The sequence below is a fragment of the Streptomyces spinoverrucosus genome, from assembly GCF_015712165.1.
Lineage (GTDB): Bacteria > Actinomycetota > Actinomycetes > Streptomycetales > Streptomycetaceae > Streptomyces > Streptomyces spinoverrucosus_A.
This window is the reverse complement of the sequence record NZ_JADPZX010000003.1, coordinates 264,005-289,568: the sequence shown is the minus strand read 5'-3', so window position 1 is coordinate 289,568 and position 25,564 is coordinate 264,005. Positions and strand designations below refer to the sequence as shown.

General features: G+C 72.3%; 23 protein-coding genes. 14 read left to right on the top strand and 9 right to left on the bottom strand.

Annotated features, from left to right (window positions below; all coding sequences use genetic code 11):
• Positions 1 to 49: 49 nt before the first annotated feature.
• The 7 genes from I2W78_RS38845 to I2W78_RS38815 all read left to right on the top strand — a co-directional run bounded on the left by I2W78_RS38845 (position 50) and on the right by I2W78_RS38815 (position 9,059).
• On the top strand, positions 50 to 3,277 hold the full coding sequence (locus I2W78_RS38845; protein WP_196465463.1) for a CHAT domain-containing tetratricopeptide repeat protein: 3,228 nt from the start codon (positions 50 to 52) through the stop codon (positions 3,275 to 3,277).
• A gap of 67 nt (positions 3,278 to 3,344) precedes the next feature.
• Positions 3,345 to 3,764, top strand: coding sequence for a YunG family protein (locus tag I2W78_RS38840; RefSeq protein ID WP_196465462.1), 420 nt, complete (start codon positions 3,345 to 3,347; stop codon positions 3,762 to 3,764).
• A 199-nt stretch (positions 3,765 to 3,963) separates the two neighbouring features.
• The gene (locus I2W78_RS38835) at positions 3,964 to 4,767 is read left to right on the top strand and encodes a thioesterase II family protein (protein WP_196465461.1); all 804 of its coding nucleotides are present in this window, start codon (positions 3,964 to 3,966) and stop codon (positions 4,765 to 4,767) included.
• Positions 4,764 to 6,353, top strand: a complete 1,590-nt coding sequence (locus I2W78_RS38830; RefSeq protein ID WP_230887093.1) for an MFS transporter — start codon at positions 4,764 to 4,766, stop codon at positions 6,351 to 6,353. The genes I2W78_RS38835 and I2W78_RS38830 overlap by 4 nt, the downstream gene beginning before the upstream one ends.
• Before the next feature lie 50 nt (positions 6,354 to 6,403).
• Positions 6,404 to 6,655, top strand: a complete 252-nt coding sequence (locus tag I2W78_RS38825) for an acyl carrier protein (protein ID WP_307784048.1) — start codon at positions 6,404 to 6,406, stop codon at positions 6,653 to 6,655.
• Entirely contained in the window at positions 6,652 to 7,869 is a 1,218-nt protein-coding gene (locus tag I2W78_RS38820; RefSeq protein WP_196465460.1) for a beta-ketoacyl-[acyl-carrier-protein] synthase family protein, read from the top strand. The genes I2W78_RS38825 and I2W78_RS38820 overlap by 4 nt, the downstream gene beginning before the upstream one ends.
• Positions 7,870 to 7,919: 50 nt before the next feature.
• The gene (locus I2W78_RS38815; protein WP_196465459.1) at positions 7,920 to 9,059 is read left to right on the top strand and encodes a hypothetical protein; all 1,140 of its coding nucleotides are present in this window, start codon (positions 7,920 to 7,922) and stop codon (positions 9,057 to 9,059) included.
• Here the strand turns inward: I2W78_RS38815 and I2W78_RS38810 are convergent.
• On the bottom strand, positions 9,052 to 10,170 hold the full coding sequence (locus I2W78_RS38810) for a hypothetical protein (RefSeq protein ID WP_196465458.1): 1,119 nt from the start codon (positions 10,168 to 10,170) through the stop codon (positions 9,052 to 9,054). The two genes, I2W78_RS38815 and I2W78_RS38810, sit on opposite strands and share 8 nt — an antisense overlap.
• A gap of 366 nt (positions 10,171 to 10,536) precedes the next feature.
• On the opposite strand from I2W78_RS38810, the gene I2W78_RS38805 reads away from it, so the two are divergent.
• The 3 genes from I2W78_RS38805 to I2W78_RS38795 all read left to right on the top strand — a co-directional run bounded on the left by I2W78_RS38805 (position 10,537) and on the right by I2W78_RS38795 (position 13,686).
• Complete coding sequence (locus I2W78_RS38805) at positions 10,537 to 11,895, top strand: cytochrome P450 (RefSeq protein WP_196465457.1); 1,359 nt, start codon at positions 10,537 to 10,539, stop codon at positions 11,893 to 11,895.
• Positions 11,896 to 12,172: 277 nt separating this feature from the next.
• Positions 12,173 to 12,844: a DUF4097 family beta strand repeat-containing protein gene (locus I2W78_RS38800; protein ID WP_196465587.1), complete on the top strand. Its 672-nt coding sequence runs from the start codon at positions 12,173 to 12,175 to the stop codon at positions 12,842 to 12,844.
• Positions 12,845 to 12,867: 23 nt separating this feature from the next.
• Complete coding sequence (locus I2W78_RS38795; protein WP_196465456.1) at positions 12,868 to 13,686, top strand: alpha/beta fold hydrolase; 819 nt, start codon at positions 12,868 to 12,870, stop codon at positions 13,684 to 13,686.
• A gap of 88 nt (positions 13,687 to 13,774) precedes the next feature.
• On the opposite strand, the gene I2W78_RS38790 is transcribed toward I2W78_RS38795, so the two are convergent.
• Genes I2W78_RS38790 through I2W78_RS38780 form a run of 3 tightly spaced genes read right to left on the bottom strand, consistent with a single transcriptional unit; the run spans position 13,775 to position 18,181 of the window.
• A complete protein-coding gene (locus tag I2W78_RS38790) occupies positions 13,775 to 14,566 on the bottom strand; it encodes a hypothetical protein (protein WP_196465455.1) in 792 nt (263 codons plus the stop codon).
• A gap of 35 nt (positions 14,567 to 14,601) precedes the next feature.
• A complete protein-coding gene (locus I2W78_RS38785; protein ID WP_196465454.1) occupies positions 14,602 to 15,942 on the bottom strand; it encodes a serine/threonine-protein kinase in 1,341 nt (446 codons plus the stop codon).
• Positions 15,929 to 18,181 (bottom strand): outer membrane protein assembly factor BamB family protein, encoded by a 2,253-nt coding sequence (locus tag I2W78_RS38780; RefSeq protein ID WP_196465453.1) that lies wholly within the window; start codon positions 18,179 to 18,181, stop codon positions 15,929 to 15,931. Before I2W78_RS38780 ends, I2W78_RS38785 begins: the two co-directional genes overlap by 14 nt.
• Before the next feature lie 174 nt (positions 18,182 to 18,355).
• On the opposite strand from I2W78_RS38780, the gene I2W78_RS38775 reads away from it, so the two are divergent.
• The 4 genes from I2W78_RS38775 to I2W78_RS38760 all read left to right on the top strand — a co-directional run bounded on the left by I2W78_RS38775 (position 18,356) and on the right by I2W78_RS38760 (position 21,605).
• Positions 18,356 to 19,039, top strand: a complete 684-nt coding sequence (locus I2W78_RS38775) for a nucleotidyltransferase family protein (RefSeq protein WP_196465452.1) — start codon at positions 18,356 to 18,358, stop codon at positions 19,037 to 19,039.
• Positions 19,036 to 19,323 carry a BON domain-containing protein gene (locus tag I2W78_RS38770; RefSeq protein ID WP_196465451.1) on the top strand — a complete coding sequence of 96 codons (288 nt, stop codon included), beginning with the start codon at positions 19,036 to 19,038 and terminating at the stop codon, positions 19,321 to 19,323. The genes I2W78_RS38775 and I2W78_RS38770 overlap by 4 nt, the downstream gene beginning before the upstream one ends.
• Complete coding sequence (locus I2W78_RS38765; protein WP_196465450.1) at positions 19,320 to 20,057, top strand: metallophosphoesterase family protein; 738 nt, start codon at positions 19,320 to 19,322, stop codon at positions 20,055 to 20,057. The genes I2W78_RS38770 and I2W78_RS38765 overlap by 4 nt, the downstream gene beginning before the upstream one ends.
• A gap of 171 nt (positions 20,058 to 20,228) precedes the next feature.
• A complete protein-coding gene (locus I2W78_RS38760) occupies positions 20,229 to 21,605 on the top strand; it encodes a carbohydrate-binding protein (RefSeq protein WP_196465449.1) in 1,377 nt (458 codons plus the stop codon).
• A gap of 89 nt (positions 21,606 to 21,694) precedes the next feature.
• On the opposite strand, the gene I2W78_RS38755 is transcribed toward I2W78_RS38760, so the two are convergent.
• Genes I2W78_RS38755 through I2W78_RS38735 form a run of 5 tightly spaced genes read right to left on the bottom strand, consistent with a single transcriptional unit; the run spans position 21,695 to position 25,541 of the window.
• Complete coding sequence (locus I2W78_RS38755) at positions 21,695 to 22,804, bottom strand: serine hydrolase domain-containing protein (RefSeq protein ID WP_196465448.1); 1,110 nt, start codon at positions 22,802 to 22,804, stop codon at positions 21,695 to 21,697.
• Positions 22,801 to 23,718, bottom strand: a complete 918-nt coding sequence (locus I2W78_RS38750) for a DUF6895 family protein (protein ID WP_196465447.1) — start codon at positions 23,716 to 23,718, stop codon at positions 22,801 to 22,803. Before I2W78_RS38750 ends, I2W78_RS38755 begins: the two co-directional genes overlap by 4 nt.
• Entirely contained in the window at positions 23,715 to 24,641 is a 927-nt protein-coding gene (locus I2W78_RS38745; protein ID WP_307784047.1) for a DUF6895 family protein, read from the bottom strand. The genes I2W78_RS38750 and I2W78_RS38745 overlap by 4 nt, the downstream gene beginning before the upstream one ends.
• Positions 24,638 to 25,330, bottom strand: coding sequence for a hypothetical protein (locus tag I2W78_RS38740; protein WP_196465446.1), 693 nt, complete (start codon positions 25,328 to 25,330; stop codon positions 24,638 to 24,640). The genes I2W78_RS38745 and I2W78_RS38740 overlap by 4 nt, the downstream gene beginning before the upstream one ends.
• Before the next feature lie 22 nt (positions 25,331 to 25,352).
• A complete protein-coding gene (locus tag I2W78_RS38735) occupies positions 25,353 to 25,541 on the bottom strand; it encodes a hypothetical protein (RefSeq protein WP_196465445.1) in 189 nt (62 codons plus the stop codon).
• Between the last annotated feature and the right edge of the window lie 23 nt (positions 25,542 to 25,564).

The following is a 25,564-nucleotide window of genomic DNA, read 5'->3' as shown; positions in this document are numbered from 1 at the left end:
CTGTCAACTCGGGCCGCTCTTCCGTGTTTTGAGCTACTGTCGGCGCGCGATGAACAGTGAATCGCAGCCGCCCGCCCGTGACCGGCTCCTGGCCGCCGTGCGGGTGCGATTACGGCAGGTGAGGTCGAGCGGGGACGCCGTCGTCGTGCGGTCGGCGCAGGCGCACGCCGAGGCGGGGGCACTGCGAGCGCTGCTCGCCGAGAACCCCGGGGACGTCGAGGCCGCGTACCGGCTCGGCTGGCTGGCCTTCCTCCAGGAGATGGCGCAGCCATGGGACGACGACCGCACCCCTGCCGCGCTCGAGGCCGTGGTGGACCAGTTCGCCCCGTGCCTTCTCGCGGGCATCGACGACCTGCCGCGCGACCTGCTGCGGTACATCGCCAACGCCGCCGAGGACCTCGTCGTTCCCCGGCTGAAGCAGACGCTCGTCTCCTCCGACCCGGTCCTCCTCGACACGGTCGTCGAGCAGTGTCGGTACCTGCTCAAGGCGACGCCCGCCGGTCATCCCGGCCTGCCGCAGCGGCTCGCCAACCTGGGGATCGCCCTGGACACCCGGTTCGAACGCCGGTCGACGCACGAGGACCTGGCCGCCGCGATCGAGGCCTACCGCGCGGCCGTCGATGCGACCGGTCCGGACGACCCCGATCTGGTGCTCCGGCTGAACGGTCTGGCGGGTGCCCTGCGCAGCCGGTACGAGCAGTACGGCGGCGACCTGGCGGATCTGGACGAGGCGATCGTGGTCATGCGCAGGGCGGTGGACTGCGTTCCCCCGGGCGATCCGCGTCGCCCCATGGCGCTGTCCAACCTGGGCATGGCGCTGAGATACCGGTTCCAGCGGGGCGCGAATCCGGCGGATCTGGACGACGCGATCGCGGTCGGCCGGCAGGCGGTCCAGGCCAGCGCCCCGGACGACCCCCGACGGATGTACCGCCTGAACAACCTCGCCGACACGCTCCTGGGCCGGTTCGTCCGTTTTCAGGCCATGTCGGATCTTGACACGGCCGTCACGGCGCTGCGCGAAGCCCTCGACGCGATCCCCGCGGACCACCCCGAACGCTGGTCGGTGCAGACGGCCCTGGGGTACGCGCTGACCGTCCGGGTGCACCGGACGAAGGACCTGGACGACGCCGACGCCGCGGTCGCCGTCCAGCGGACCGCGGTCCGGCTGATCCCGGCCGGTCATGCCCACCGCTGGCGGGTGCTGCTCCAGCTCGGCGTCGCCCTCCACGTCCGGCTCATGTGCGGGGTCCTGAGCGGCGAACCGGCCCGGGACTGGGGCCCGGTGATCTCCGCCTTCCGCGCGGCGGTCGACGCCGTTCCGCCCGGCCACACCCAGCGGACCACCTGTCTGGCTCACCTGGCGGGGGCACTCGGCAACCGGGCCCGCACGAAGGACGCCGCACCGGCGGACCTTCAGGAGGCCGTGGCGGTGGCCCGCGCCTCGGTGACGGCCACCTCGCCCGGGGACTCGGAATTGGGGCACCGGCTCGTCGTCCTGGGCCACGCGTGCCGGACCAGGTTCCGGCAGACCGGAGACCCACAGGACCGGCAGGAGGCGATCGCCTCGTACGGGCGGGCCGCCGCCGAGGAGACGGCGCCGCCTTCCACTCGTGTGACGGCGGCCCGGCACGGCTCCCGGCTCCTGGCCGAGGCCGCGGACGTACGAGCCGCAGACCTGCTCCGGGCCGCCGTCGAGCTGCTGCCCTCGGTGGCCCCGCGCCACCTGGAGCGCCACGACCAGCAGTACACGCTCGGCGAGTTCGCCGGGCTGGCCGCGGACGCCGTCGCGTGCACCCTCGCCCGCGGGGACGACCAAAACCGGGCGCTGCGCGCGCTCCAGCTGCTGGAGACGGGCCGCGGGGTGCTGCTCAGCCAGGCCCTCGACACGCGCAGCGACCTCACCGAACTCCGTGTGAAGCACCCCGAACTGGCCGCCCGTTTCGTCGCGTTGCGCGAGGCACTCGACGTACCGTCGCAGGATTCCGCGCTCCCCCCGCTCGCCGGGGGCACGGGCGTCGCGGACGGTCCCGCGCACCGGCCGCGCGACATGACGGCGCGTGACTTCGCGGCCGTACTCGACGAGATCCGCTCCCTCGGCGACGGATTCGAGTCCTTCGGGCTGCCGCCCTCCGCCCCGGAACTGCTGTGCGGAGCGGAGCACGGGCCGGTCGTCGTGGTCAACGTCAGCGGCTACGGCAGCAGCGCGCTGCTGCTCACCACGGACGGGGTGAGCGCCATGGCACTGCCCCGGCTGCGCAACGACGACCTCCACTGGGCCGTGGACACTTTCCAGCAGGCGCTGCGGGAGGCCACCACCGATCCCGACGGCGACCGGCGCCGGGAGGCGCAGAAGAAGCTGAGCGGGCTGCTCGAATGGCTGTGGGACGTGGTCGCGGAACCCGTGCTGCTGCGGCTGGGACACGACCGGGAGCCCCCGGCCGGAGCGGACTGGCCCCGGGTGTGGTGGGTGCCGGGCGGCCTGCTGAACCTGCTCCCGCTGCACGCCGCCGGCTACCACGGCACCCGCACGGAGCCGGACCCGCTGCGGCGAGCCGTCATCGACCGGGTCGTCTCCTCGTACGCGCCCACGGTACGGGCGTTGCGCCACGCCCAGCGGCGCGACGGCGCGCCGACGACCACCCCGCCGCAGGGTCACCGTGCCCTGATCGTCGCGATGCCGACCACTCCGGGACTCCCCGACCGGGACCTCGCCCACGTGGAGATGGAACGGGAGATGCTCCTCGACCGCCTGCCCCGGCACGTTCTGCTGGAACCCGGCGGCTCCGGTGCCCTCACGCCCACCCGCGACCAGGTCCTGGCCCACCTGCCCGGCTGCCACCTCGCCCATTTCGCCTGCCACGGGGAGACGGATCCGGCGGACCCCTCCAGGAGCCGGCTGCTGCTGGCCGACCACGCCGGCGCGCCGCTCACCGTCGCGAGCCTCACGCCGCTGAGTCTGGACGAGGTCCGACTCGCGTTCCTGTCGGCGTGCCGGACGGCCGCCGTCGACGCCGAGCAACTGGTGGACGAGGCGATCCATCTCGGCTCCGCCTTCCAGCTCGCGGGTTTCCCGCATGTCGTCGGCACGCTGTGGGATACCGCCGACGACACGTCCGTAGAGATCGCCGACGCCTTCTACGCGGGCCTGAGCACCGATCACGGCACGCTCGCCTTCGAACACTCCGCGCACGCCCTGCACACGGCGGTACGCACCCTGCGGGAGCGGACCCGCCTCTCCCCGTCCCTGTGGGCCGCGCACCTGCACGTGGGCCCGTGACCCGGTCCGTCCGCTGGGTGACGCCGGTTCGGGGCCGTTGTCAGTGCCGACTGAGAGCATCAGCGACATGACAGTGCTGCTTCTCACCGACATCGAGCAAGCCGTCCGCAACAGTTGGAGTGCCGAGACGTGCACGCCTGAGTTCAGATCGCGCTGGAGCCCGGACAACCCGGCCCGGGACCAGTGCGGTGTGACGGCCATGGTGCTCAACGACCTGCTGGGAGGGGAACTGCTCCGCGGAGAGGTCCACGTCAACGGGGAACGAGTGGACTACCACTGGTGGAACCGCCTGGGCATGGGGATCGAGATCGACCTCACCCGGGAGCAGTTCCGGCCGGAGGAGGTCGTCACCGAAGGCGTCGTCGTTCCCCGCCCGCCCATAACCGAGTGGCGCCGGCTCCGAGAGGAGTACGAGCTTCTCCGCGACCGCGTCATGGAGAGGCTCGACGGGCAGCGGACGACGGCCCCTGCTCACACGTCTCGTTAGCAGGCGGATCCGGCGCATCGCCCGCCCGTGCGGCGTTTCAGTGAAAGGGGCGCGAGCCTCGGCGCTGCTCGTTCCCTTCGGTCGTCCGTGCCCGGCACGGTGAGGACTGTGTGCCCTGCCGGGCGTCCGGCCCCTGGACCTTCGGTGTCCGCCTGGCTGGGCCTTCGTGGGATGCCGAACCGAGCTGGGAGCGTGCTGGGTGCTGAGCCGGGAGTTGGACGGACCTGAGCGGATTGTTCTGGGCGAGCGTCCCCGGGCGGCGGTGCGGCTGTACTGCCTGCCGCCCGCCGGCGCCGGGGCCGATTTCTTCCACCCCTGGCTGGAGCACGTGCCGGCGTGGGTGGAGGTGTGCTCGGTGCGGCTGCCGGGTCGTGGTCCCCGGGCGGAGGAGCCGTCACTGACCGATCCGGTCGACCTCGCCGCGCGTCTGGCCGGAATCGTCGATGACCCGGCCGACGTGCGGCCGTTCGCGGTGTTCGGGCACAGCGTGGGCGCGCTGATGGCGTTCGAGACGCTGCGCCGACTCCGGCAGGACGGCGGACGCCTGCCGATCTGGGCGGGTCTGTCGGGGCTGAGCGGACCGCAGGACGACGCCTATGCCAAGGGCCTCGTACCCCTGCTGACGGCGGGGACGGACGGGCTGGCCATGCTGATCGGCGGCCCGGTGCCGCAGTGGATGCTCGATGACGCGCCGTTGATGGCCGCGGTGGGCACGCCGCTGCTGGCCGACTGCCTGCTGCTGTTGCACCACCGCCATCGTGCCGAGCCGCCACTGGAGGTTCCCCTGGCGCTGTACGGCGGCACGCAGGATCCGACCACCAGCGCGGCACAACTCTCCACCTGGAACAGCCTGTTCGCCGCACCGGCCGAGCCACGGCTCTTCGACGGCGCGCACATGTACCCGAACGAGCAGACCGAAGCGTTGGTGAAGCAGGTGATCGCCGACCTCGCGGTGGTCGCCGACCTCACCGTGGCCAGCGACAGCGCGGTGCCGGCCGTATGAGCGCTGCGGACACGGCACGGACGCCGGCCACCCGCGCGGGGCGGGGCTGGGCAGCGGGCGTGATGTGTCTGGGCATCTTTCTGCTCGGGATGGACCTGACCGTTCTCAACGTCGCTGTGCCGCAACTGCGCGACGGCCTGGGCGCCACGACCTCGCAGGTGCAGTGGATCGTGGACGCCTACGCGCTGGTGCTGGGCGGCACCGTGCTGGCCGTGGGGGCGCTCACCGACCGGTGGGGCCGCAGACGCTGCTTCGTCCTGGGCGTCACCCTCTGCGCGGCGGCCTCGGTCGGCGGAGCGCTGGCCGGGCAGCCGTGGGAGGTCGTTCTGGCGCGATGCGGGATGGGAGCGGGCGCGTCCCTGCTGATGCCCGCCACCCTCGGAGTGCTCCACCACCTGTTCCCCGAGGCGGCGCTGCGCGCCAGGGCCGTCGCCGCATGGGCCGCGGTGGGTGGCCTGGGCGGGCTGAGCGGGCCCGTCGTCGGCGGCTGGCTGGTCGAGCACTCCTCCTGGCGCGCCGCCTTCTGGATCAACCTGCCGCTGGCCGCGCTGATCGTCTGCGCGGCGCTGCTCGTGGTGCCCGAGTCCCGCGGTCACCGCGACGCCGGTTTCGACCTCGCGGGTGCCGCGCTGTCGACGGGTGGACTGCTGGCGCTGGTGTGGGCCATCATCCAGGGCCCGCACGACGGCTGGACGAGCCTGCCCGTCGTGGCGGGTTTCAGCGCGGCCGGGCTGTTGCTGATCGGGTTCGTCGGCTGGGAGCGGCGTACCGGATCTCCCATGCTCCCCCTGCCGCTGCTGCTGCGCCCAGGTGTGGGGTGGGCCGCACTGTCGCTGGCGCTGATGTCGTTCGCGCTGTTCGGCGCGTTGTTCGTGCTGACCCTGTATCTGCAGGGAGTGCTCGGCTACAGCCCTCTGGCGGCAGGCCTGCGTACGCTGCCGCTGCCCGCCGGGCTGGCTGTCGGCGCGGCCCTGGCCGTGGCCGCGCAGCGCACGTGGGGAAGCAAGGCCACCGTCGTCACCGGCCTGCTCGTCGTGTCCGCGGCCTTCGTCGTCTGCGCGACCACCACCGACACCTCGGGGTACGGCCGGTGCGCGATGTTCCAGGCGATCGCCGGGCTGGGCGCGGGGCTGGTCGCGGCCGCGGGCACCGAGTCCGTCATGGAGTCGGTGCCGACCGAGCAGGCCGGGCTGGGCTCGGCCATCAACGACGCCACCCGCCAAGTCGGCTCCGCGCTCGGTGTCGCCGTCCAAGGCAGCCTGCTCAGCTCCGTTTTCACCTCCTCGTTCCTCGACGCCCTCGCCGATCTGCGGGTTCCCTCGCAGATCGCCGATGCCGCGCGGCACAGCCTGATCGCCGTGCCCGACCGGGCCGCCGCGCTGCCCGCCGCACAGCGCCTGGCGGTGCTGGGCGAGGCCCGGCACGCGTTCGTCCAGGCCATGACGCTGACCGCGGCCGTCGCCGGGACGGTCACGCTGCTGACGGCCGCGGCCGCTGCCCGCTGGCTCGTCGCCGGCCGGCCTGTGACGCCCCTGTCACGATCGAAAGCCGGTCCACTGCCGGCCGAGAACGTCCAGCGTGTCTGACGCCCTGACCCGCCATCAGCCGGATCGCACCCTTTGGAGGTTTGTCCGCCGTGCCGAACACCCTCGCCGCCATCACCGCCGCCCTGACCGAGACCTTCCCCATCGACGCGTCGATGATCACTCCCGACCGGTCTTTCGAGGATCTGGGGCTGGACTCCCTGGCTCTGGTGGAGATGGGACTGATCCTGCAGGAGCGGACCGGCGTCACGCTCGACGAAGGTGACCTGCCCAAGACCGTCGGCGAGCTCGTCGTCCTGCTGGAGGCCGCTCAGGCCGACGGCAGCACGACGGTCACCGCATGAGTGGCGTCGCGGCTGTCACCGGCATGGGCGTCATCAGCCCGGCCGGGATCGGGCTGGAACCCACCTGGCGGGGCCTGCTCGCCGGTACGCCCACCGCGGCACGCGACCCGCAACTGGCCGGCCTGCCCGTCGACATCTCCTGCCGCGTCCCGGACTTCGACGCGCGGCAGTTGGTGGGCGGCGCCGCATGGCGGCTGGACCGCTTCACCGTCATGGCCGTCGCCGCCGCCCGCCAGGCCCTGGCCGACGCTCATCTGGAGCCTGCGGAATGGGAACCTTCCCGCGTAGGGGTGGTGATGGGGACCGGCACCGCCGGCATGGACCGCTACATGAACGAGTTCCGCAAGATCGCCGCCGGGCGCCCGCAGCAGGTCTCCCCGCTGGCCATCACGCGCAGCGTGCCGAACATGTCCGCCGCCGAGATCTCCCTCGACACCGGTGCCACAGGGCCGAGCTTCACCGTGGCCACGGCCTGCGCCTCGGGCTCCACCGCCATCGGAGTCGCCCGCGACCTGCTGCGGGCGGGAACGTGCGACATCGTGCTGGCCGGCGGTGCCGAATCCGCGTGCTGTCACATCCCCGCCGTGTGCTTCCACCGCATGGGCGCCCTCGCCCCACGGGGGGACGACCCCGCCGGCGCCTGCCGCCCGTTCGACTCCGGGCGCAGCGGATTCGTGCTCGCCGAAGGCGCGGGCGTCCTCGTCCTCGAGCGCCCCGGCCACGCCCGCGCCCGCGGAGTGCGGCCACGGGCCCTCCTGACGGGCTACGCCGCCGGCTGCGACGCTCACCACTACGCCGCTCCCGAGCCCGACGGCCGGGGCGCCGCCGCCGCGCTCGGCGCCGCACTCGCCGACGCGGACCTGGACCCCCGCGACGTCGACCATGTCAACGCCCACGGCACCGGTACCCGCCTCAACGACCTCGCCGAGGCCAGGGCGCTGCGCTCGGTGTTCGCCACGCCTCCGCCGGTCACCTCGCTGAAGGGCGCCATCGGTCACGCCATCGGCGCCGCCGGCGCGATCGAGGCGGCCATCACCGTGATGACGCTTCAGCACCAAGTCATCCCGCCCACCGTCAATCACGAGGATCCCGACCTCGACATCGACCTCGACGTGGTGGCCAAGACCGCCCGCGGCACACGGGTCGAGGCAGCGGTGAGCGCCTCCTACGGCTTCGGAGGCCAGAACGCGGCCCTGGTCCTCACCCGCTGCTGACCGGGGCGAGACAGGTGCTCCGTCGCGGCGAGGCTATACGCTGCGGGCCTGTGACCGGAATCGATCTTGCCAACGGGATAGTCGGGGCCGTCCTCGGCATCATCTTCGCCATCCTGTTCCAACAGCCGCTCCAGGAGGCCTGGTTCAGGGTCCGTCGCCGATCCGCCACCGCGGTGCGCAGCCTGACGTACCGCCAGGATGACGCCTCGCTCTCCACCTGGTCGACCTTCTCGATCGGGCCGCTCCACACGTCGGCGCTGATCGTCGAGGGCGACGGCGAGCAGGCCATCGCGCCGGAGGCGGTCCGGGTCCAGGTCCTGGACGCAGAGGTGGCCCTCCCCGAGGAGATGGCGCCGTGGCGGGCGGAGATCGAGGCGGCGGAGGCGCAGGTGGAGGCTTCCGGCACCCGGGTGCGCGTCTGGAACGGCCCCCGGTACGCCGTGGAGGGCCTGGAGTTCTCCCGAACCGCGCTCGACGAGCAGGCCACCGTCCGACTGCGGCTGCGCCCCACCGACTACTTCACCTTCCTCGCCGCACAGCAGCTCGACCGCCGGCTGCCCGACGGAACCACGCCGCGCGGGCGCTATCTCGACCCCGACCATCCCCTGGACGCCCCTGCCTTCCTGCAGTGCAGCTTCGGCGTGAACGTGGCCGTTGTCACCGCCGACCATCTGCTCGTCGTCAGCCGACGAGCCGACAACGTGCGCTCCGGGCCGGGACTGTGGGGCTCCTCGGTGAACGAGGGGCTGTCCCGGCACATCGACTCGGCCGGCCGCAACGCGCCCGACCTGTACGAGGTCGCGCGACGCGGCATGCGCGAGGAGCTCTCCCTGGAGCCGCACGAGTACACGCTCACGATGCTGGCCTTCGTGCTGGACGTGGAACGGCGGCAGTGGAGCGCCCACTTCACCGCGCACCTCACCGGCCTGACCGGAGACGCCCTGCGGACCCGCATCTCGCGCGGTGTCGCCGACCGGTGGGAGCACCAGAGCGTCGAGTACGTGCCGTTCCGCCCGGCGGATGTGATGCGCCACCTCCTGCGCCCGGACCGCGTCCGTCGGTGGGCACCGGTCACCCCGGCGCTGTTCCACCTGGCCCTGGTGCACACCCACGGTCGCGGCGCCGTGGAGCGCGCCGAGGCCCAGGCCGTCCGCCGCCTGCGTCAGGGGCGCGATCACAACGCTAGATGACGGCAACCTTGGGATAGCGGTGGATCAGCTCTGCCGCTCTGTGCCTGACATCGAGGCCGATGGTCATGGCGAGGTGCCCGCGGGTTTCGTGCAGGCTCCAGTCCCCTTCGTCGTCCCGGTAGAACGCGTAGGCGGCACGGAACTGCTCGGGCGTGCCGATGACCATGTCGGCCAGGTACTCGGTCCCGCGCTGCTCGACGGTCGGCTCGTCGGCCAGCCTGAGGACGGTGTTGCCGGTGGCTTCGGCCACGGGCGCGACCATCTCGAAGCAGGCGGCCACTGCGGCCGCATCGGCTGCCATCAGGTGCACGCCACCGCCGGGTGCCGGCCGCTGGGACGCCGTCCGTGACTTGGTCGCGTAGAGCAGGACGATCGGCAGCGCCGACGCCAGCTTGTCGCGGCCTTCGAGCCGCATGATCCACGCGCTGTTCCCGGCGCTGCACGCCAGCGTGGCCACCAGCAGATCGTCGTCGATCTCGATCCCCAGCGTTCTTCTGATCATTTCGCAGCTCAGACCGATCAGCTCCAGCCGTACCTTTCTGGCGAAGTCCGATTCGCTCAGCAGTTGCGCCTGCTCGGTGTAGCTGGTCCTCGCCGCGCCGAGCCGCACCTGTCGTGCGTTGATCAGCGTCGGCAGCGGGTTGCCCGACAGCCGACGGCCCAGATCCAGGGATGAGGTCAGTCCGATCGTGAGCCACTCCTTCGTATCCACCACTTCCCGAAGTTCCGGCGGCAGCGGCGAGAGATGCCAGCTGTGAGCGACCGTCCCGTCGTCGGTGATGTGCGCGGAGATGCGATCCTCGTCGACCACAACCGACAGCGAGGGCTGCGCGATCACCCCGTCGAACAGGTCCGTGCCCATTCCGTAGGCGGCGAACCGGTCCAGCGTGGCCACACGCCATCGCCCACCGTCCCTGTGCAGCGCCGCGATCTCGTAGTACGGATTGACCAGGAACACCAGCGTGTTGCCCGTCGGAAGCAGGATGAGCTTCGCCCGCCACGTGACGTGCGGGAAGGCGGTGAACTCCACTTCGTCTCCGGTCTCGTACTCGAGCCATCGCGGCGACCGGCAGCCGCGGTGATGCAGCGACGCGTCGGCTGTTTCGGCCACCGCCTGCACGGTCAGGGCCGGCTTCTCCCAGCGCCCGAACCGTCTCCCGCACGTCTGGCAGTCCACCGCCCAGAGGGTGGCGCGGAGCTCGGCCAGCGCTTCGGGGCCGAGCCTGGCCTCTGTGGTCGAGTCGGTCAGCAGCTTGGAGACCCTCATCCGGTGACCCCGTCTCTGTGGCGCGCCGTCGGCGATCCGTCCGTCCGGGAACACTCGCACGGAGTCGGCGTGACCCCTCCCGCTCAGTACGAGCCGCGGGAAGCGCCCTGCCGACCGTGGTGAAAGCCACGTTCCGCTTCCGATTGCGCAACCCCATGAGCAGGGAAGTGATACGGCGCTCTTGATCACTCCCGAAGGGAGCACGCCCCCGTGACGCTCGTAGCTCCTCCCCCGATACCCCGGGCAGCAGGATCAGTTCCGCTGCTGGGTCACGCGGTACAGCTCATGCGCGACAACCTCGCTTTCATCGCCTCGCTCCGCGAGAACTACGGTCCACTCGTGGAGATCACCCTCCAGCCCGGCACCCGCACGGTGATCGTGCAGGACCCCGAGCTCATCCGCACCATGCTCGTCGACCTCGGCCCCGCCCTCGACAAGGGCCGCTTCTTCGAGAAGATGGGGCAGCTGCTGGGCGACTCCGTGGTGACAGCCGCCGGTCAGGAGCACGTCCGCAAGCGGCGACAGCTCCAACCGGCCTTCGCCCGCCCCGAGATCACCCGCTACGTCGACATCATGCGCGCCGAAGCGACGGCCGCCGTCGACTCCTGGACGCCCGGCCGGACCCTCGACGTGCGCGAGGCGATGGTCAAGCTCTCCCTCGACATGCTCGCCAAGACCGTCTTCTCCGGCAGCCTCGACGAGCGCACCTTCCGCAGGCTGCGCCAGGACCTGTCGGTGGTCATGAACGGTGTCGGCGCACGCATCATGCTGCCCGACTGGGTCGAACGGCTGCCGCTGCCCTTCAACCGCCGCTTCACCGCCGCCCGCGACGCCGTACGGGCCACCATCAGCCAGGCCGTCACCGATCTGCAGGCCTCCGGGCACGACACCGGCGACATGCTGTCCCTGCTGCTGCGCGCCAAGGACGAGGAGACCGGCGAACCGCTGACCGGTCACCAGATCTGCTCCGAGATCCTCACCCTCGCCGTGGCCGGCACCGAGACCACCGCCTCTGTGCTGTCCTGGGTGCTGTACGAGCTCACTCGCGACCCCGACATCGAGGACCGCGTCCTGGCCGAGCTGGAGGAGGTCCTCGGCGACGCCCCGGTCACGTTCGAGTCCGTCCCCCGGCTCCCCTACCTCAACCGCGTCATCCAGGAGGCCCTGCGGCTGCACCACACCGGATGGCTCGTCACCCGCCGCACCCTCAAGGAGACCAGTCTCGGCCCCTGGACGGTGCCCGCTGGCACCGAGCTGGCGTACTGCCAGCACGCGCTGCACCGCGACCCCGCGCTGTTCCCCGACCCGCTCACCTTCGACCCGGACCGCTGGCTGGACGAGGAACAGGCCCTCCCCGACGGGGCGTTCCTGCCGTTCGGGGCAGGCAAGCACAAGTGCATCGGTGACAGGTTCGCGCTCACCGAGCTGATCACCGCGATCGCCACGATCGTCCGGCGCATACGGTTCGAACTGGCCCCGGGCCAGACCGTACGCCCCGTCGCCCGGGCCACCGTACGGCCCCGAACGCTGCTCATGACCGTGCGGCCGCGTCGCACGTCCGCTCAGTAGACCCCGAGGAGACCAGCGGGTACGTCATGCCCGGGTGCCGCCGCCGGCCGCGGCCGCACCCGGGCTTCGCGCTTCTGGCGCCCGGCGTAGCGTTCATTCGCAGCACGATTGCAACGGCCGCAGCATCTTTCATTGCGTTAGATTTACGGCCATTGCAATGAAAACTCTGCTTCTAGCTGCGCATATACGAGTTTCGCGCAACGAACTCATTGCAGGATCCTCAAATGCAACGTAGCGTTTCCAATGTCAGAAACCACGAACGCACGAGGAGAGCATGATGCAGAAGTTCGACACCCCCGCCGCGATCTCCGCCGTCCTGGACATCCCCGCCGGGCGCATCCAGGTCATCGCCGCCGACCGGGCCGACACCGTCGTCGAGGTCCTGCCCGCCAACGCCTCAAAGGGCCGCGACGTGAAGGCGGCTGAGCAGACGAAGGTCGAATTCGACGACGGCGTCCTGCGGATCAAGGCCCCGGCGGAGAAGAACCAGATCCTCGGCGCGTCCGGATCCATCGAGGTGACGGTCCAACTGCCCGCCGGTTCCCGCATCGAGGCGCAGGCCGCCGCCGCCGAGTTCCGGGGCGTCGGACGGCTCGGCGACGTCGCCTGCGAGGGCGCCTACGGCGCCGTCAAGATCGACGAGGCCGCGGGCGTGCGCGTGACCGCCCACGCCGGTGACGTCACGGTCGGCCGCCTGACCGGCCCCGCCGAGATCAGCACCCAGAAGGGCGACATCCACATCGCCGAGGCCACCTCCGGCACGGTCGTACTGCGCACCCGGATGGGCAACGTGACCGTCGGCGCCGCCCACGGAGTCTCCGCCTCCCTGGACGCCGGCACCGGCTACGGCCGGATCCACAACTCCCTGAGCAACACCGAAGGCGCCGCGGCCGGTCTGAACATCCACGCGACCACCGACCACGGCGACATCACCGCCCGCAGCCTGTAGAGCTCACGCGACCAGGAGGAGCCATGACGAACAGCAGCACGTCACCGACCAATTCGAAGTGGGCCGGCATGGTGCCGGTCGACGACACGGCCCTGGCCGTCACCGACACCGGCGGTCCCGGCATCCCCGTGGTCTACCTCAACGGCCAGTTCGCCACGCAGGGCTACTGGCGGCGAGTCATCGCCGAACTGGGCACGGGCTGGCGGCACATCACCTACGACGAGCGGGCTCGCGGCAGGAAATCGAAGCGTTCGGCGGACTATTCCTTCGAGGCCGCCGTCCGGGATGTCGATGCCGTTCTCGCGGCCAGAGGTGTGGACCGGGCGCTGCTGGTGGGCTGGTCCTATGGAGCGGTCGTCGCGGCGCACTGGGCCGACCGGAATCCGGACCGTGCCGTCGGCGCGGTCCTGGTCGACGGCGCGTTCCCGTACGACTGGCTGGACGAGGCCATGGAGCAGCGGATCCGCAAGCTGTTTCGGCGGATGGGCTGGTTCATGCCGCTGCTGCGCCCGACCGGCCTGACCCCGCGGATGACCGCCGAACAGCAGGCGACCAGCAACATCGAGCTCGGCAGGCTCTCCCGCGAGCGCGAGCTGGGCCCCGTGCTGAACAACATCACCGTCCCGGTGCGGTATGTCGTTGCCTCGGGGACGTCCCTCGGAAGCCGTGGTGACGAGCAGGAACAGATACGCGCGGGCCTCGACAGGGTCACCTCCGGCAACCCGAACATCCAGATCCACGCGAAGGTCGCCGGCAACCACGGAGCGATCCTGCGCAAGGACTACCGCGCCGTCACCGAGGCCGTACGCGAGGCCGCCGCCCTCGACCGCGGCCGGCGCTGAACCCCGCCCAGCTGACTGACACTTCAGCGAACGACGTTCATCCCCCGGTCGCGGCCGGGGCGGCCCCGGCAGACGGGTCGACGGTGTGTCACTCCCCCAGCTTGCCCAGGTCCGACTTGGTGATCGTCGTGGTGACCAGGAGGTCGGTGATGAGGTTGTGGTTGAGGGCGTTGCCGACCGGCTGCGGGACCTCGTCCTCCAGCAGCCCGGGGACGCCGTCCTCCTTGCTGAGCCGCTTGCGTACGTTCGCGACGATGTGGGCGGCCCGCTTCGGCCCCCATCGCTCCCCCTTGCGCAGCTCGCCCAGTTCGAAGGCGACCTGGGCCCAGGTCTGGGGCTGCGGCTGCGGGTCGTTGCGGAGGTAGCGCTTGGCGAGGCAGACGAGCACCAGCCTCTCCTCCGCGCTGATCTTTCTGCGCCCTTGTTCGTACGTCTCGTCCTCGCACGCCTCGACGCCGCTCCCCGAGCCGGACGACGCCGAGGCGGCGATGCGGACCTCCAGCAGGTGCTCCTGCCGGGGCGAGACGACGAACAACGGGGTGTATCCGGTGGGCAGTTGGGCGTGATCCCCGCGGAGCACGAGGCGTGACCCGGGGAAACGGATGGGGAGCTTCCCCGTGTTGCGCAGCACCCAGCGTGAGGAGTCGCGGGTGATGAGCCCCTGCCGTCGGCTGACGCAGGTGTCGCCCGCTCCGACACAGACGTGCACCTCGGGCTCGTTGCGCCCGAACAGCACCCGGAAGTCCGCGTCCGGCGCCACGCTCATACCGCCGTTCGCGCCCAGGACGAAGAGCGTGCCCGGCAGGCCGGGGAGAACAGTGCGGCTCAGGCTGCCGATGTCCTTCGGCAGGAGGCTGACCTTGCTCACGCGACTCGCCATGGTGTCCGCCCTCTTCACAGTCGTTGGTGGTGACGTTAGACGTCGGCGCCGGGGAGGGGTCCCGAGATGGCGCTGGCGCCGCTCATGTCCACGTCGTACGGGTAGAGGTCGGGGAAGCCGAGGACGGAATCGAGCGGGTGGCTCGCGTCGGTGGTCTGGCTGCCGTCCCGGTACACGCGGACCCTGACCTTGCCCGAGGGGAAGGTGAAGCGCAGCCGCCACTCGACGCTGCCCGGCTCGCGCGGCACCTCCACGGTCCGCCGCCAGGTCAGCGGGACGTCGTTCAACGTGGTGGGGCGGCCGTTGACCCAGTAGGTGAACGTGCTCAGCGGGCCGTCGCCGGTGATGACGAACTCCAGCTTGACCGGGGGTTGCGGCGAGGGCGACGGGGAGGCCGCAGGGTCGGCGGCGTTCCGGGGCTTGTCGGATTTCTTCGCCTCGTCCGTGGTCTCGCTTCCGGTGCCGGCGAGTACGGCCGCCGTCCCGCCTCCGGCCGCGGCCAGGACGGTGGCGCCCCCGATCAGCAGCGAGCGCCGGCTCGGTGGCGCGGACGCGGGCGGCGGTGGGTTGGCGGCGGTGCTCGCCTGCCGGTCGATCGCCGCCGTCACCGGTGTCGGTAGCCAGGCGGTGTCCGTGGCCTCCGGACGGGGTGTCACGGAGGCGAGCAGCGCGGTCAGTTCGGCGGCGGTGGGGCGGGTGGCCGGGTCGGGACGCCGGCAGTCGGCGATGAGGGTGCGCAGGGTCTCGTCGGTGGCGACATGGCCTGCGTCCTGCTCACCGCAGGCGTAGGCGAGCGTGGCGCCGAGCGAGTAGACGTCGCTGGGCGGTCCGGCGGAACCGGCCATCTGCTCCGGGGACATGAAGCCGCGGGAGCCCGAGGGGACGGTGGATCGGGCGCGGGCGGCGATGCCGAAGTCGATCAGGCGTGGGCCGTCGGCGGTCAGCAGCACGTTCGCCGGTTTGACGTCCAGATGGACGATGCCGGTGCGGTGGATCGCGGCGAGTGCCTCGGCGAGACCGGCGGCCAGCCGCCGCACGGAGGGGGCGGGCAGCGGGCCGTACTGCTCCACCGCGTCGCGCAGGGTCACCGAGGGCAGGAACTCGGTCGCCATCCAGGGCCGCGCGGCATCGGGGTCGGCGTCGAGCACGGGCGGGCTGTACACGCCGCCGACCGCCGTGGCGGCCTCCACCTCGCGCCGGAACCTGGCCCGGAATTCCGGCTCGTGGGCGAAGTCGGCCCGCAGCACCTTGACCGCCACCGCCCTGCCACCCCCGGACCGGCCCAGGTACACGGTGGCCATGCCGCCCGTGCCGATGCGCGCCAGGATCCGGTAGCGCCCGATCGCGCGGGGGTCGCCCCGGTCAAGCCGTTCCACGTGCGGTTCCCTTCGTAGGGCTGGGTGGGCTCACGGCCTCGACGTGTCCGCCGTCGGTGCCGAGGAGTACGAGACCGGCGACGGCGAGCGCTCCGGAGCCGTGGTCGGTGACCGAGCCGACGGTCGCGAGGGCACCGTACGTCCACAGGGTGCTGCCGTCGGCGGTGTCGAGGGCGTACACCGTCTGGTCGGGGCCCTGGATCCAGAGCGTGCCGTCGGACACGCCGAGCGTCTGCGACTCGCCGGACGACGTGCCGTCCCGGCCGGGCCGACGTGACCAGGCCTGCTTGCCCGTCCGTGCCTGGAAGGCGCGGATCCGGCCGTCCGGCTCGCTCACGTAGACCATGCCGCTCCCCGCGTGACGCGCCGAACTGCGGTAGTCGAACGCGTGTTTCCAGGCGGCCTTCCCGTCGTCCGCGTGGACCGCGTACAGGGTGCCGAGGGTGTCGCTGGTGAAGACCATGCCGTCACTGACGAGCGTGGACAACGGGGACTCCGGCATTTCGTACCTCCACCGGATCCGGCCGCTGCCCGCGTCGAGGCCGGTCATGACGCGCTCACCCGAAGCCACCGCGAGTTCGGCGCGGGCCGTGAGGGACATCCCGGTGGCCTGGGCTGTCCAGCGCCGTCGGCCGTCCTTGACGTCCAGGGCTCGCACCTCGTTGTGCACCGCGACGCAGAGGACCGAGGCGGTGGCCGCCGTGCCCCAGGGGAAGAAGGGCACGCGGGACGTCCACCGGACGGATCCGGAGACCGGATTGACGGCGCGAAGGACGTATTCCTCCGTGCTGTCCCCGTCGCGGGCGTCGAACAGGTACACCGCTTCCGGGCCGGTCGCGATGTGGTCGGCGGGGCCGGAGGTGGTGGCGGCGCGTGACCACAGGATTCTGCCGGTGCGTGCATCGAGGGCGTGGACGTCGCTCCGGCCGCTGTTCGCGGCGAGGACGACGTCACCGGCCGGGTAGAGGTCCGGGTAGCTCGTGTCGTCGAGGGCCTTCCTCCGCCACCGCCGGGTGGCCACGGGGGGGCGGACGGTGGCCGAGCGGGACGGTGACGCCCGGCCCGAGGGACGCGACGCCGGGTGCCCTTCCTCCGGCAGCAGCTTCTCCGCCAGCACGACGGCGGCCCCAATCGCCACGGGGACGGCGGCCACGGCCATGAGCAGCTTGCGGCGGTCCGGGGGGCGGGAGGGCCCGGTCGTGCGGGCCTCGGGGGCGTCTGCCGTGACGGCGTCGGGATCGGCGGTCGTCTCACTGTGCAGCGCCTCCGCCACCGGGGCGGCGGCGTGCGGCTCCGGTTGGGGGCGTGTCGAGCGCCGGTCGATCGCCTCCGCCGGCGGTGCGGGGGCGTGCGGCTCGGGTCGGGCGCGTGCCGAGCGCCGGTCGATCGCCTCCGCCAGCGGTGCCGGGAGCCACCCGGTGCCGTACACCATGTCGGCGGGCTCGCCCAGCCGGTCCAGCAGCGCGACGGCGGACAGGCGGTGCTCCGGTTCGCGACGCAGGCAGGCCGCGACGAGGGAACGCAGACGGCGATCCTTGATGCCGTCGAGATCCGCGCGCGCGAGCCGGACGCGTTCGAGGGTGGCCGCCCTGTCGGCGGCGTCGAAGGGGGGCCGCCCCGTCGCCGTGTACGCCAGGACCGCGCCGAGGGAGAAAACGTCACCGGCGGGACCGGCGAGGCCGCCTGATGCCTGTTCGGGCGACATGAAGCCGGGGGTGCCGAGCAAGGCGCCGGGTTGAGTGATCGCGGTGGCGTCGAGCGGCCGGGCGATCCCGAAGTCGATGAGGCGGGGGCCGCTCGCGGTCAGCATGACGTTGCGGGGCTTGAGGTCCCGGTGGGCGAGGCCCGCGCGGTGGATGCCGGCGAGCGCCTCGGCGAGGGCGGCGGCCAGTAGGCGCAGCGCGGGTGAGGGCAGTGCGCCGAAGGACTCGACGGCCTCCCGCAGGGACAGCCCCGGCAGGTACTCCATGGCCAGCCACGGCACGGCGGCGTCCGGGTCGGCGTCCAGCACCGGGGCGGTGAACGTGCCCGTCACCGTGCGGGCGGCGGCCACCTCGCGGCGGAAGCGGGCACGGTAGTGGGCGTCGGCGCCGAAGTGCTCGTGCACCAGCTTGACCGCGGCGAGTCGTCCGCCCGGCGTTCGCCCCAGGTACACGACGCCCATCCCGCCCGCGCCGAGCCGGGCCAGCAGCCGATGGCCGCCCACTCGTTCCGGATCATCTGGCCTCAGCGGCTGCACCGCAGCATTTTCCAGTACGGGGGACGGCCCGATCACCGGATTTCATGGGGATGGTGTGAAGGGTCGGCCGTACGAGATGAACGGCGGTGGAGCACAAGGGCCGCGCGCCGATACGGGCCCGTGTCGAACCCCGTGGGGCGGGTACACAGGGCTAGCGCGGAGGGAGTGGTCGGCATGGTGCAGAACGGCGATGACGCGACGCTCGCCCCACGTGCCCAGGGACCCGGTCTCCGGTTGGCGGCGCAGCCGTCCGAGAGCCGGCCCGGGCCGGAAGAGGGGCGTGAGCTGCCCCGGGATCGCAACCAGGCGATTCTCGAAGCCGCCAAGCAGGTCGGCACCCTGCTCAAGCGGGGCGGGCACGACTTCGCGCTGGCGGGCAGTGTGGCCGCCTACGCACACGGGGCCAGCGAGAACCTCCAGCACGACGCCGACTTCTGCATCCGGCCCGGGGACGCCGACGCGGTCGCGGCCACGCTGCGCGACGCCGGGCTGCCGGTGCGCACGCCGCCGGAGGACTGGCTGCTGAAGTCGACGTGCTTCGGGCAGGACATCGACATCATCTTCGAGCTGGCGCACCGGCCGGTCTCGACGGGCATGCTGGACCGGGCGCAGGAGATCCCGGTGGATTCGGTGCGGATGCCGGTGCTGGCGCCCACCGACCTGCTGGCCAGCCTGATCGCCGCGTTCTCCGAGCACCACTGCGACTTCGGCGCGGTCCTGCCGATCGCCCGCGCGCTGCGCGAGAAGGTCGACTGGGAGCGGATCCGGAGGGACATCGGGGACGAGCCGATGGCCGCCGCCTTCCTGTTCCTGCTCGAACGGCTGAACGTGATCACTCCACGGGAGGAGCAGCCATGACCGGTCCCGACGCACAGGGCACCCCCGGCGCCGCGGCCCCCGAGCACCTGGAGTACCGCGTCGCCCACCTCCGTGACCGGCTCGCCGCCGGGGACCTCGGTGAGCTGGGCGTGCGGATCGAGGTGCGCGGCGAGGCGGTGCTGCTCACCGGCGCCGTGCCCTCCGCCCGCTGCCGTGACGACGTACGCCGACTCGCCGAGGAGGCGCTGGCCGGGCTGCCCGTGCACTACGACCTCGTGGTCACCGACTCGTCCTCGCCCGATCACGCGGAGGAACTCGCATGATCCGGATCGCCGCCGTCGGGGACATCCACATGGGTCCTGACAGCCAGGGCGTGCTGCGCCCGGCGTTCGAAACGCTGCCCGACTGTGCCGACGTCCTGCTGCTGGCCGGGGACCTCACCCGGCACGGCACCGCGGAGGAGGCCCGGGTGGTGGCCCGGGAGATCACGGACCTCGGCGTGCCCGTCGTCGCCGTGCTGGGCAACCACGACCACCACGACGACCGTCCGCAGGAGGTCACGGCGATCCTGGAGGACGCCGGCGCCCGCGTGCTGGAGGGGCAGGCCACGGTCGTCGCCGCCGACGGGAGCCGCATCGGGGTGGCCGGCACGAAGGGGTTCGGGGGCGGCTTCGTGGGGCGCAGCGCCGGTGAGTTCGGTGAGCCGCTGATGAAGGAGTTCGTGCGGTACTCGCGCCGGTGCGCCGACGGGCTGCGTTCGGCGTTGGAGCAGCTGGCCGGCGAGGACTGTGACGTGCGGGTGGCGCTGACGCACTTCTCCCCCGTGCCGGAGACGCTGGCCGGTGAGCCGCTGGAGATCTATCCGTTCCTCGGCAGCTATCTGCTGGCCGAGGCGATCGACACCGCGGGCGCCGACCTCGCCGTGCACGGGCACGCGCACGCCGGCACGGAGCACGGCATGACAAGCGGCGGCGTTCGCGTACGCAATGTGGCGCAGCCGGTGATCGGCCGGGCGTTCCACGTCTACCACGTGCCGGTGGGCGCGCGGCTGGTGTAGGCGGGGGCCGGTCGACGCCCCTGCGGGGGTGCGGCGTACTGCACTTGGCGCCCCTTCGCGTCACCAAAGCGCGAAACACCCGCGCGACGGACATTCTGTGGTCGCTTCCAGGCAAGCCCTAGGGCTTCGGGACGGTTTCTCCCCGTACCTGACTGGAAGGAGACCATTCGCATGGTGCACAGACATGCCGCGACCGGGCGCCGTTCGGCCCTGATCGCGGTCGGCACGTTGTTGCTGAGCGGGATCTGTTCGACCGCGGCGGCCGAGCCCCCTCCCGCGGCGGGACCGCCGCCCTCGGCGACGCAGACGCTCGGGGCCGACAGACCGTCGGCGCAGGTGCTGCGCGCGATGCAGCGCGACCTCGGTCTGACCGGGCAGCAGGCGGCGGCGCGGCTGGTGAACGAGGCGGAGGCGGGCACGCGTGCGGGTCGTCTCCGCCTCGCGCTGGGCGAGCGCTTCGCCGGGGCCTGGCTGAGCGGTGCCACCTCGGACACGCTGACGGTCGCGACCACCAGCACGACGGACATGGCCACCATCCAGGGGCAGGGCGCGAAGGCCACGGTCGTCAAGGCGTCCCTGGCCGACCTCGCGGCCGTCACGGGCAAGCTGGACAAGGCCGCGTCCCGCGTCAACACGCGCAACGCGCCGTTGTGGTACGTCGACGTGCCGAGGAACCGGGTCGTGGTCGAGGCCGCGAGCAGGACCGCCGCCGCCGCCTTCGTCAGGGCCGCCGGAGTCGACGCCGAGCGGGTGCACGTGAGGGTGACGGCGAACCGGCCGCAGCTGTTGGAGGACGTCACCGGCGGCGACGCCTACTACATCAACGGCTCGGCCCGCTGCTCGGTCGGCTTCTCGGTCACCAAGGGCGAGGAGCAGGGCTTCGCGACCGCCGGTCACTGCGGCGATCCGGGCAGCCGGACCACCGGCTACAACCAGGCCGATCAGGGCACCTTCCAGGCCTCCACGTTCCCCGGCAAGGACATGGCGTGGGTCGCCGTGAACGACAACTGGACCGCCACCGCCGACGTCAAGGGTGAGAGCGGCGAGACCGTGCAGATGGGCGGTTCGGTCGAGGCGCTGGTCGGGGCGTCGGTGTGCCGTTCCGGCTCCACCACGGGCTGGCACTGCGGCACGATCCAGCAGCACGGCACGAGCGTCAGCTACGCCGAGGGCGTCGTCAACGGGCTGACCCGGACGACGGTGTGCGCCGAGCCGGGCGACTCCGGTGGCCCGTACGTCTCGGGCTCCCAGGCGCAGGGCCTGACCTCCGGCGGCACCGGTGACTGCACGAGCGGTGGCACCACGTTCTACCAGCCGATCAACGCGGTCCTCAGCGACTTCGGGCTGACCCTGAAGACGGCGTCCGCCGGGTCCGGGGCGCCGGACCAGCAGGACGGCGGCGAAACCGACGGCTGGGCCACCGGCCGCGTCTACCCCGTCGGGGCCACCGTGACCCACGGCGGTGTCCGTTACCAGTGCCTGCAGTCCCACCAGGCGCAGGGTGCCTGGACGCCGGCCGCCACGCCGGCGCTGTGGCAGCGCGTGTGACGGTCCTACGGGACTCGGCGGCATCGGACGCGGCACGACGCCGCCTCCGATGCCGCCCCGGCGCTGGTCTTCGGCGCTGGTCCTCGGCGCTAGTCCTCGGCGAGCAGTGCGTACGCCGCGGACACGAACGGGTCCCCGGCGCGGAAGCGGCGGGTGCACAGTGCCGCGACCGCTGTCGCGGTGTCCGGCCGGAAGCCGAGGAAGGCCTGCTGGCCGAGGGTCGCGCCGCTGTGGAAGTACATCGGGCCGCCCTCGGCGGTGGGGTGGCGAAACCACGCCACGGTGTGGACGTGCCGGTGACCCAGCCCGCGCCGCAGCACGGGCGTGCGGACCGCGCGCAGGGCACCTGCCGGCGGGGCGTCGCCGGGGTCGAGGTGGGCTTCCAGGAAGGTGAGCAGGTCGTGCGGGGTGGCCCGGACGGCGCCCGCCGCGGGGAAGCCACCCGCGTCGAAGGCGGGGACCGTGGAGGAGCCGTCCTTGGTGTGACCGACGGCGTCCAGCTGGGGGCCGTCGGGCCGCAGGGCGGTGGCGTGCAGGCGCAGGGGGCGCAGGACGTGCTCGGTGAGCAGGTCCTGCCAGGAGGCGCCCGTGGCCGGGGCGAGGGCGTGGCCGAGGACGGCGACGCCGAAGTTGGAGTAGTGCCAGCGGACGCCGGGCCGGTGCCGGGGGTGGTGGCGCAGGAACGCGTCGACGACCCGGGCGGCCGGGTAGCGGGCGTAGGGGTTGGTGTGCCAGGCGGGCAGGGCGCGGACGTAGAAATCCCGTGGCAGGGCCGGGAGACCGGACGTGTGCGTCATCAGGTGGGCGAGTGTCACCGGGGCTGTGCCGGCGTCCCGGCCGGGGTCGAGGAGGGTGACGGCGGGCTCGCCGCCGGTCAGTCGGCCGCTGTCGACCAGGTGGGTGAGCAGTAGGCCGGTGTAGGTCTTGGTCGCCGAGCCGATCTCGTAGCGCAGGTCCTCGCGGAGCTGGGGCGGGGTCGGGGCGGTGCCGCCGGAGCGGAGGATGCGGCGGCCGTGGCGGGAGGCGGCGAAGACGACGTCGGGTGCGTCGGAGGCGGTGACCGCGGCCTCCAGTTGCCGCGTGAGCCGTTCGTCGTCGTGCGCCGTGACCGTCGGCACGTCCAGTGGCGGGTCCAGCGTGGCGAGCCGTGGCTCCGTGTCGTACGGTGCCCCGGGCCACGGTGTGCGGGCCCCGCTCATGACGCGTGCGCCAGTTCGCTCAGGGCCCGGGAGGTGGCCAGTACGGAGGCGAACGCGGCTACCAGTGTGGGGTGGTACACGAGGTCGAACACCTCGTCGGGGCGGCCGTCGGGCATCGTCCGCAGCGCGGGCATCGCCCCGTCCGGCTGCTGGGCGGCGGCGAATCCGGCCCACGCGCGCGGGTCCAGGGTGGGGCGGGGCAGGCAGGCGTCGACGACGAGAAGTTCGCCGAGCAGGTCCCAGCGCCGCAGGTCCAGCCAGTCGTCGAGCCACACCGGCAGCCAGGTGGCCAGGTAGTCGGCGATGCGGGGCGGCAGCCGGTCGGGGTGCTCTCCCCAGTCGGTGAGGTGGAACACGGTGTGGGTGACGTCGTACGCGATGTGGCCCTCGACGGTCCACGGTTCCGGGGTGCGCGACAGCCAGGTGGTGCCGGCGACGTCGGCCTCGGGCGGGCGCGGCGGCAGGCCGAAGCGGCGCTGGAAGGCGGACAGGCCGAGCCGGCGGGTCGCGGTCATGGGGGCCGTGGACCAGCTGTTGAGGCGGTGGTTCAGTACGGCGGCCCGCTCCACGTCGGGCTGGCTGTAGCCGAGTTCCCGGAACGGCAGGTACACCTCGAACGGGATGGGCGAGATCGGTTCGATCCGCTGGCCGCGTACGAGCATGCGGCCGCCGTCCAGGGTGTCGCGCCAGGTGTGGTCGAGCAACTGACGTGCCATCTGTGCCTGTTGTGAACCGGCCACACCCTCGCGGAACAGCACCTTGCAGATCAGGGCGAGTTCACCGATGGGCTTGAAGCGGTCCAGGAAACCCACTTCGGGGTCGACGTCGGTTTCCAGCCGGAAGCCGTCGCGGTGGGTCCACAGCCACTCGATGGCGGCGACTCCGACGTGGTGCATCAGGCGGGTGTCGGTCATCGGAGCACCTCCTGCTGGTCTCGGCCGGTGTGCCGGAGGGTCAGGGCGGCGGCGAAAGCGGCCATGAGGGTGGAGTGGTAGCAGTGGGCGAAGTCGTCCCTGTCGTGGCCGTCCTCCTCCGGGAGGGCGCCCGTGGGGAGCTGCGCCGCCGCGATGTGGGGCCAGGCGTCGCGCGTGCCGGGCGGTGGTTCGGGCATGCTTCCGGCCACGGCGAGGAGTTCGCAGCTCAGGTCCCACATCCGGGCCTCCACGCAGGTGTCGAGCCAGGCGGGGAGCCAGTCGGTGAGGTAGGACGCCAGTTGCGGCGGCAGGCCGCCGTCGGCGCGTCCCCAGTCGGTGAGGTGGAAGACGACGTGGGTGAGGGCGTATCCGGTGGCGCGTTCGAAGGTCCAGGGTTCCGGCAGTCCGCCCAGCCAGGTGCGGCCGAGCGCCCGGGACCACTGGTCGTGCGCCGGGATGCCGCTGTGCCGCTCGGCGTTGAGCACGCCGAGGCGTCGGGTGGGTCGCTGTTCGGTGAGTTGCCAGCTCCGGGTGCGGGCCACGACGGCCGTGGCCGCTTCGTAGGCCTCGTGCCGCAGGCCCGCCGAGGCCAGGGCGGCGTACACCTCCAGCGGGTAGGTCGCGAAGGGTTCCAGTCGTTGGAGCCGGAGGAACAGCTCGCCGTGCCCGGTCTGTTGCCAGGCGAACGTCAGCAGGTCGCGGGCGCACGCGTGCAGCGGGTCCGTGCGCGGGGTGGTGCGGGTCACGGTGGCGCAGACCTGGGCCAGTTCGCCGAGCGGCTTCCAGCTGGCGTTGACCTGTCCGTCGACGGCCAACGCGTCCTCACCCAGGGCGAACTGGTCGCGATGTGCCGAGACCCAGGCGAGCGCGGCCTCGGCGACCTGCTCGACGCGCCGACTCCGCCGCACCGTCGTGGCGGTCACGCCAACGCTCCCTGCCGCGTCAGCCGCGCCGCCTGCAGGTGCAGGGCCACGCGCGGGTCCTGGCCGCCCATCAGGTCCACGAAGTCCAGCCCGGCATCCAGCCCCAGGGTGTCCGGCACCCCTGGCAGCAGGGTCAGCCAGCGCCCGGCGCCCGCGGCCTGCCGCCAGTCCCTGCGGCGCACCGCCCGGACGAAGCCCCGGGCGACATCCACCGGGCGGTTCCGGGTTGCTCGGGCCACCGCGCAGTCCTCGCCGGGCCGGGCCAGCGGGGCCAGCACCGCGAGCTGGTGGGTCAGATGCTGCCAGCTCGTGCCGTCGAGCCAGGTGGCGTCGGGTTCCATGGGGAACGGTGCGCCGACCGGATCGAACCGGCGCAGGGCACTGGTCATGGCCCAGTGGCTCCACACGACGGTACCGGTGGCGTCCGGCCGGGGCGGGTAGGCCGCCACGGACTCCCGGAACAAGGTGAGTTCGTCGGGGGTGGGCGAGGTGTGCAGCAGTACGTGCGGGAGGAGTACGTCGGCTCCCACCACCCGGACCGCCGCGCGCGCGACGCTTCGCTCCGCGTCGTCCGTCATCGCGGTGCTCTCCGCTCGCATGTGGCCCCCGCCCCGGAGGGCGGAGACCACATCGGAAGCGAGATCCTGCACCGCGCCCTCCAGGAGGGCGGAAGTGCCTGACTGCTTCATTTCGCTGCTCCCGTCGATCCGGTCAGCCCTTCTTCGGCCGCGGGGTCGGCGGCGACAGCAGCAGGGAGCCGCCACCTTCGTTCAGCGCGAGCGCTGCGCACTCGCGGCTGTCGCGGTAGACGCCGTCCGGCTCGGCGGGGTCGAGCACCGCGTCGATGTCGGTGCTCTGGATGCCGAGGACTTCCTTGGTGACCTTTTCGGTGGAAGGCATGAACACCATCTCCCTCAGGGTGT

Excerpts from the sequence above, each read along its gene's own strand:
- I2W78_RS38845 (WP_196465463.1), top strand. The coding sequence starts at position 50 with ATGAACAGTGAATCGCAGCCGCCCGCCCGTGACCGGCTCCTGGCCGCC.
- I2W78_RS38840 (WP_196465462.1), top strand. The coding sequence starts at position 3,345 with ATGACAGTGCTGCTTCTCACCGACATCGAGCAAGCCGTCCGCAACAGT.
- I2W78_RS38830 (WP_230887093.1), top strand. The coding sequence starts at position 4,764 with ATGAGCGCTGCGGACACGGCACGGACGCCGGCCACCCGCGCGGGGCGG.
- I2W78_RS38820 (WP_196465460.1), top strand. The coding sequence starts at position 6,652 with ATGAGTGGCGTCGCGGCTGTCACCGGCATGGGCGTCATCAGCCCGGCC.
- I2W78_RS38800 (WP_196465587.1), top strand. The coding sequence starts at position 12,173 with ATGCAGAAGTTCGACACCCCCGCCGCGATCTCCGCCGTCCTGGACATC.
- I2W78_RS38795 (WP_196465456.1), top strand. The coding sequence starts at position 12,868 with ATGACGAACAGCAGCACGTCACCGACCAATTCGAAGTGGGCCGGCATG.
- I2W78_RS38790 (WP_196465455.1), bottom strand. The coding sequence starts at position 14,566 with ATGGCGAGTCGCGTGAGCAAGGTCAGCCTCCTGCCGAAGGACATCGGC.
- I2W78_RS38775 (WP_196465452.1), top strand. The coding sequence starts at position 18,356 with ATGGTGCAGAACGGCGATGACGCGACGCTCGCCCCACGTGCCCAGGGA.
- I2W78_RS38770 (WP_196465451.1), top strand. The coding sequence starts at position 19,036 with ATGACCGGTCCCGACGCACAGGGCACCCCCGGCGCCGCGGCCCCCGAG.
- I2W78_RS38765 (WP_196465450.1), top strand. The coding sequence starts at position 19,320 with ATGATCCGGATCGCCGCCGTCGGGGACATCCACATGGGTCCTGACAGC.
- I2W78_RS38760 (WP_196465449.1), top strand. The coding sequence starts at position 20,229 with ATGGTGCACAGACATGCCGCGACCGGGCGCCGTTCGGCCCTGATCGCG.
- I2W78_RS38755 (WP_196465448.1), bottom strand. The coding sequence starts at position 22,804 with ATGAGCGGGGCCCGCACACCGTGGCCCGGGGCACCGTACGACACGGAG.
- I2W78_RS38750 (WP_196465447.1), bottom strand. The coding sequence starts at position 23,718 with ATGACCGACACCCGCCTGATGCACCACGTCGGAGTCGCCGCCATCGAG.
- I2W78_RS38740 (WP_196465446.1), bottom strand. The coding sequence starts at position 25,330 with ATGAAGCAGTCAGGCACTTCCGCCCTCCTGGAGGGCGCGGTGCAGGAT.
- I2W78_RS38735 (WP_196465445.1), bottom strand. The coding sequence starts at position 25,541 with ATGCCTTCCACCGAAAAGGTCACCAAGGAAGTCCTCGGCATCCAGAGC.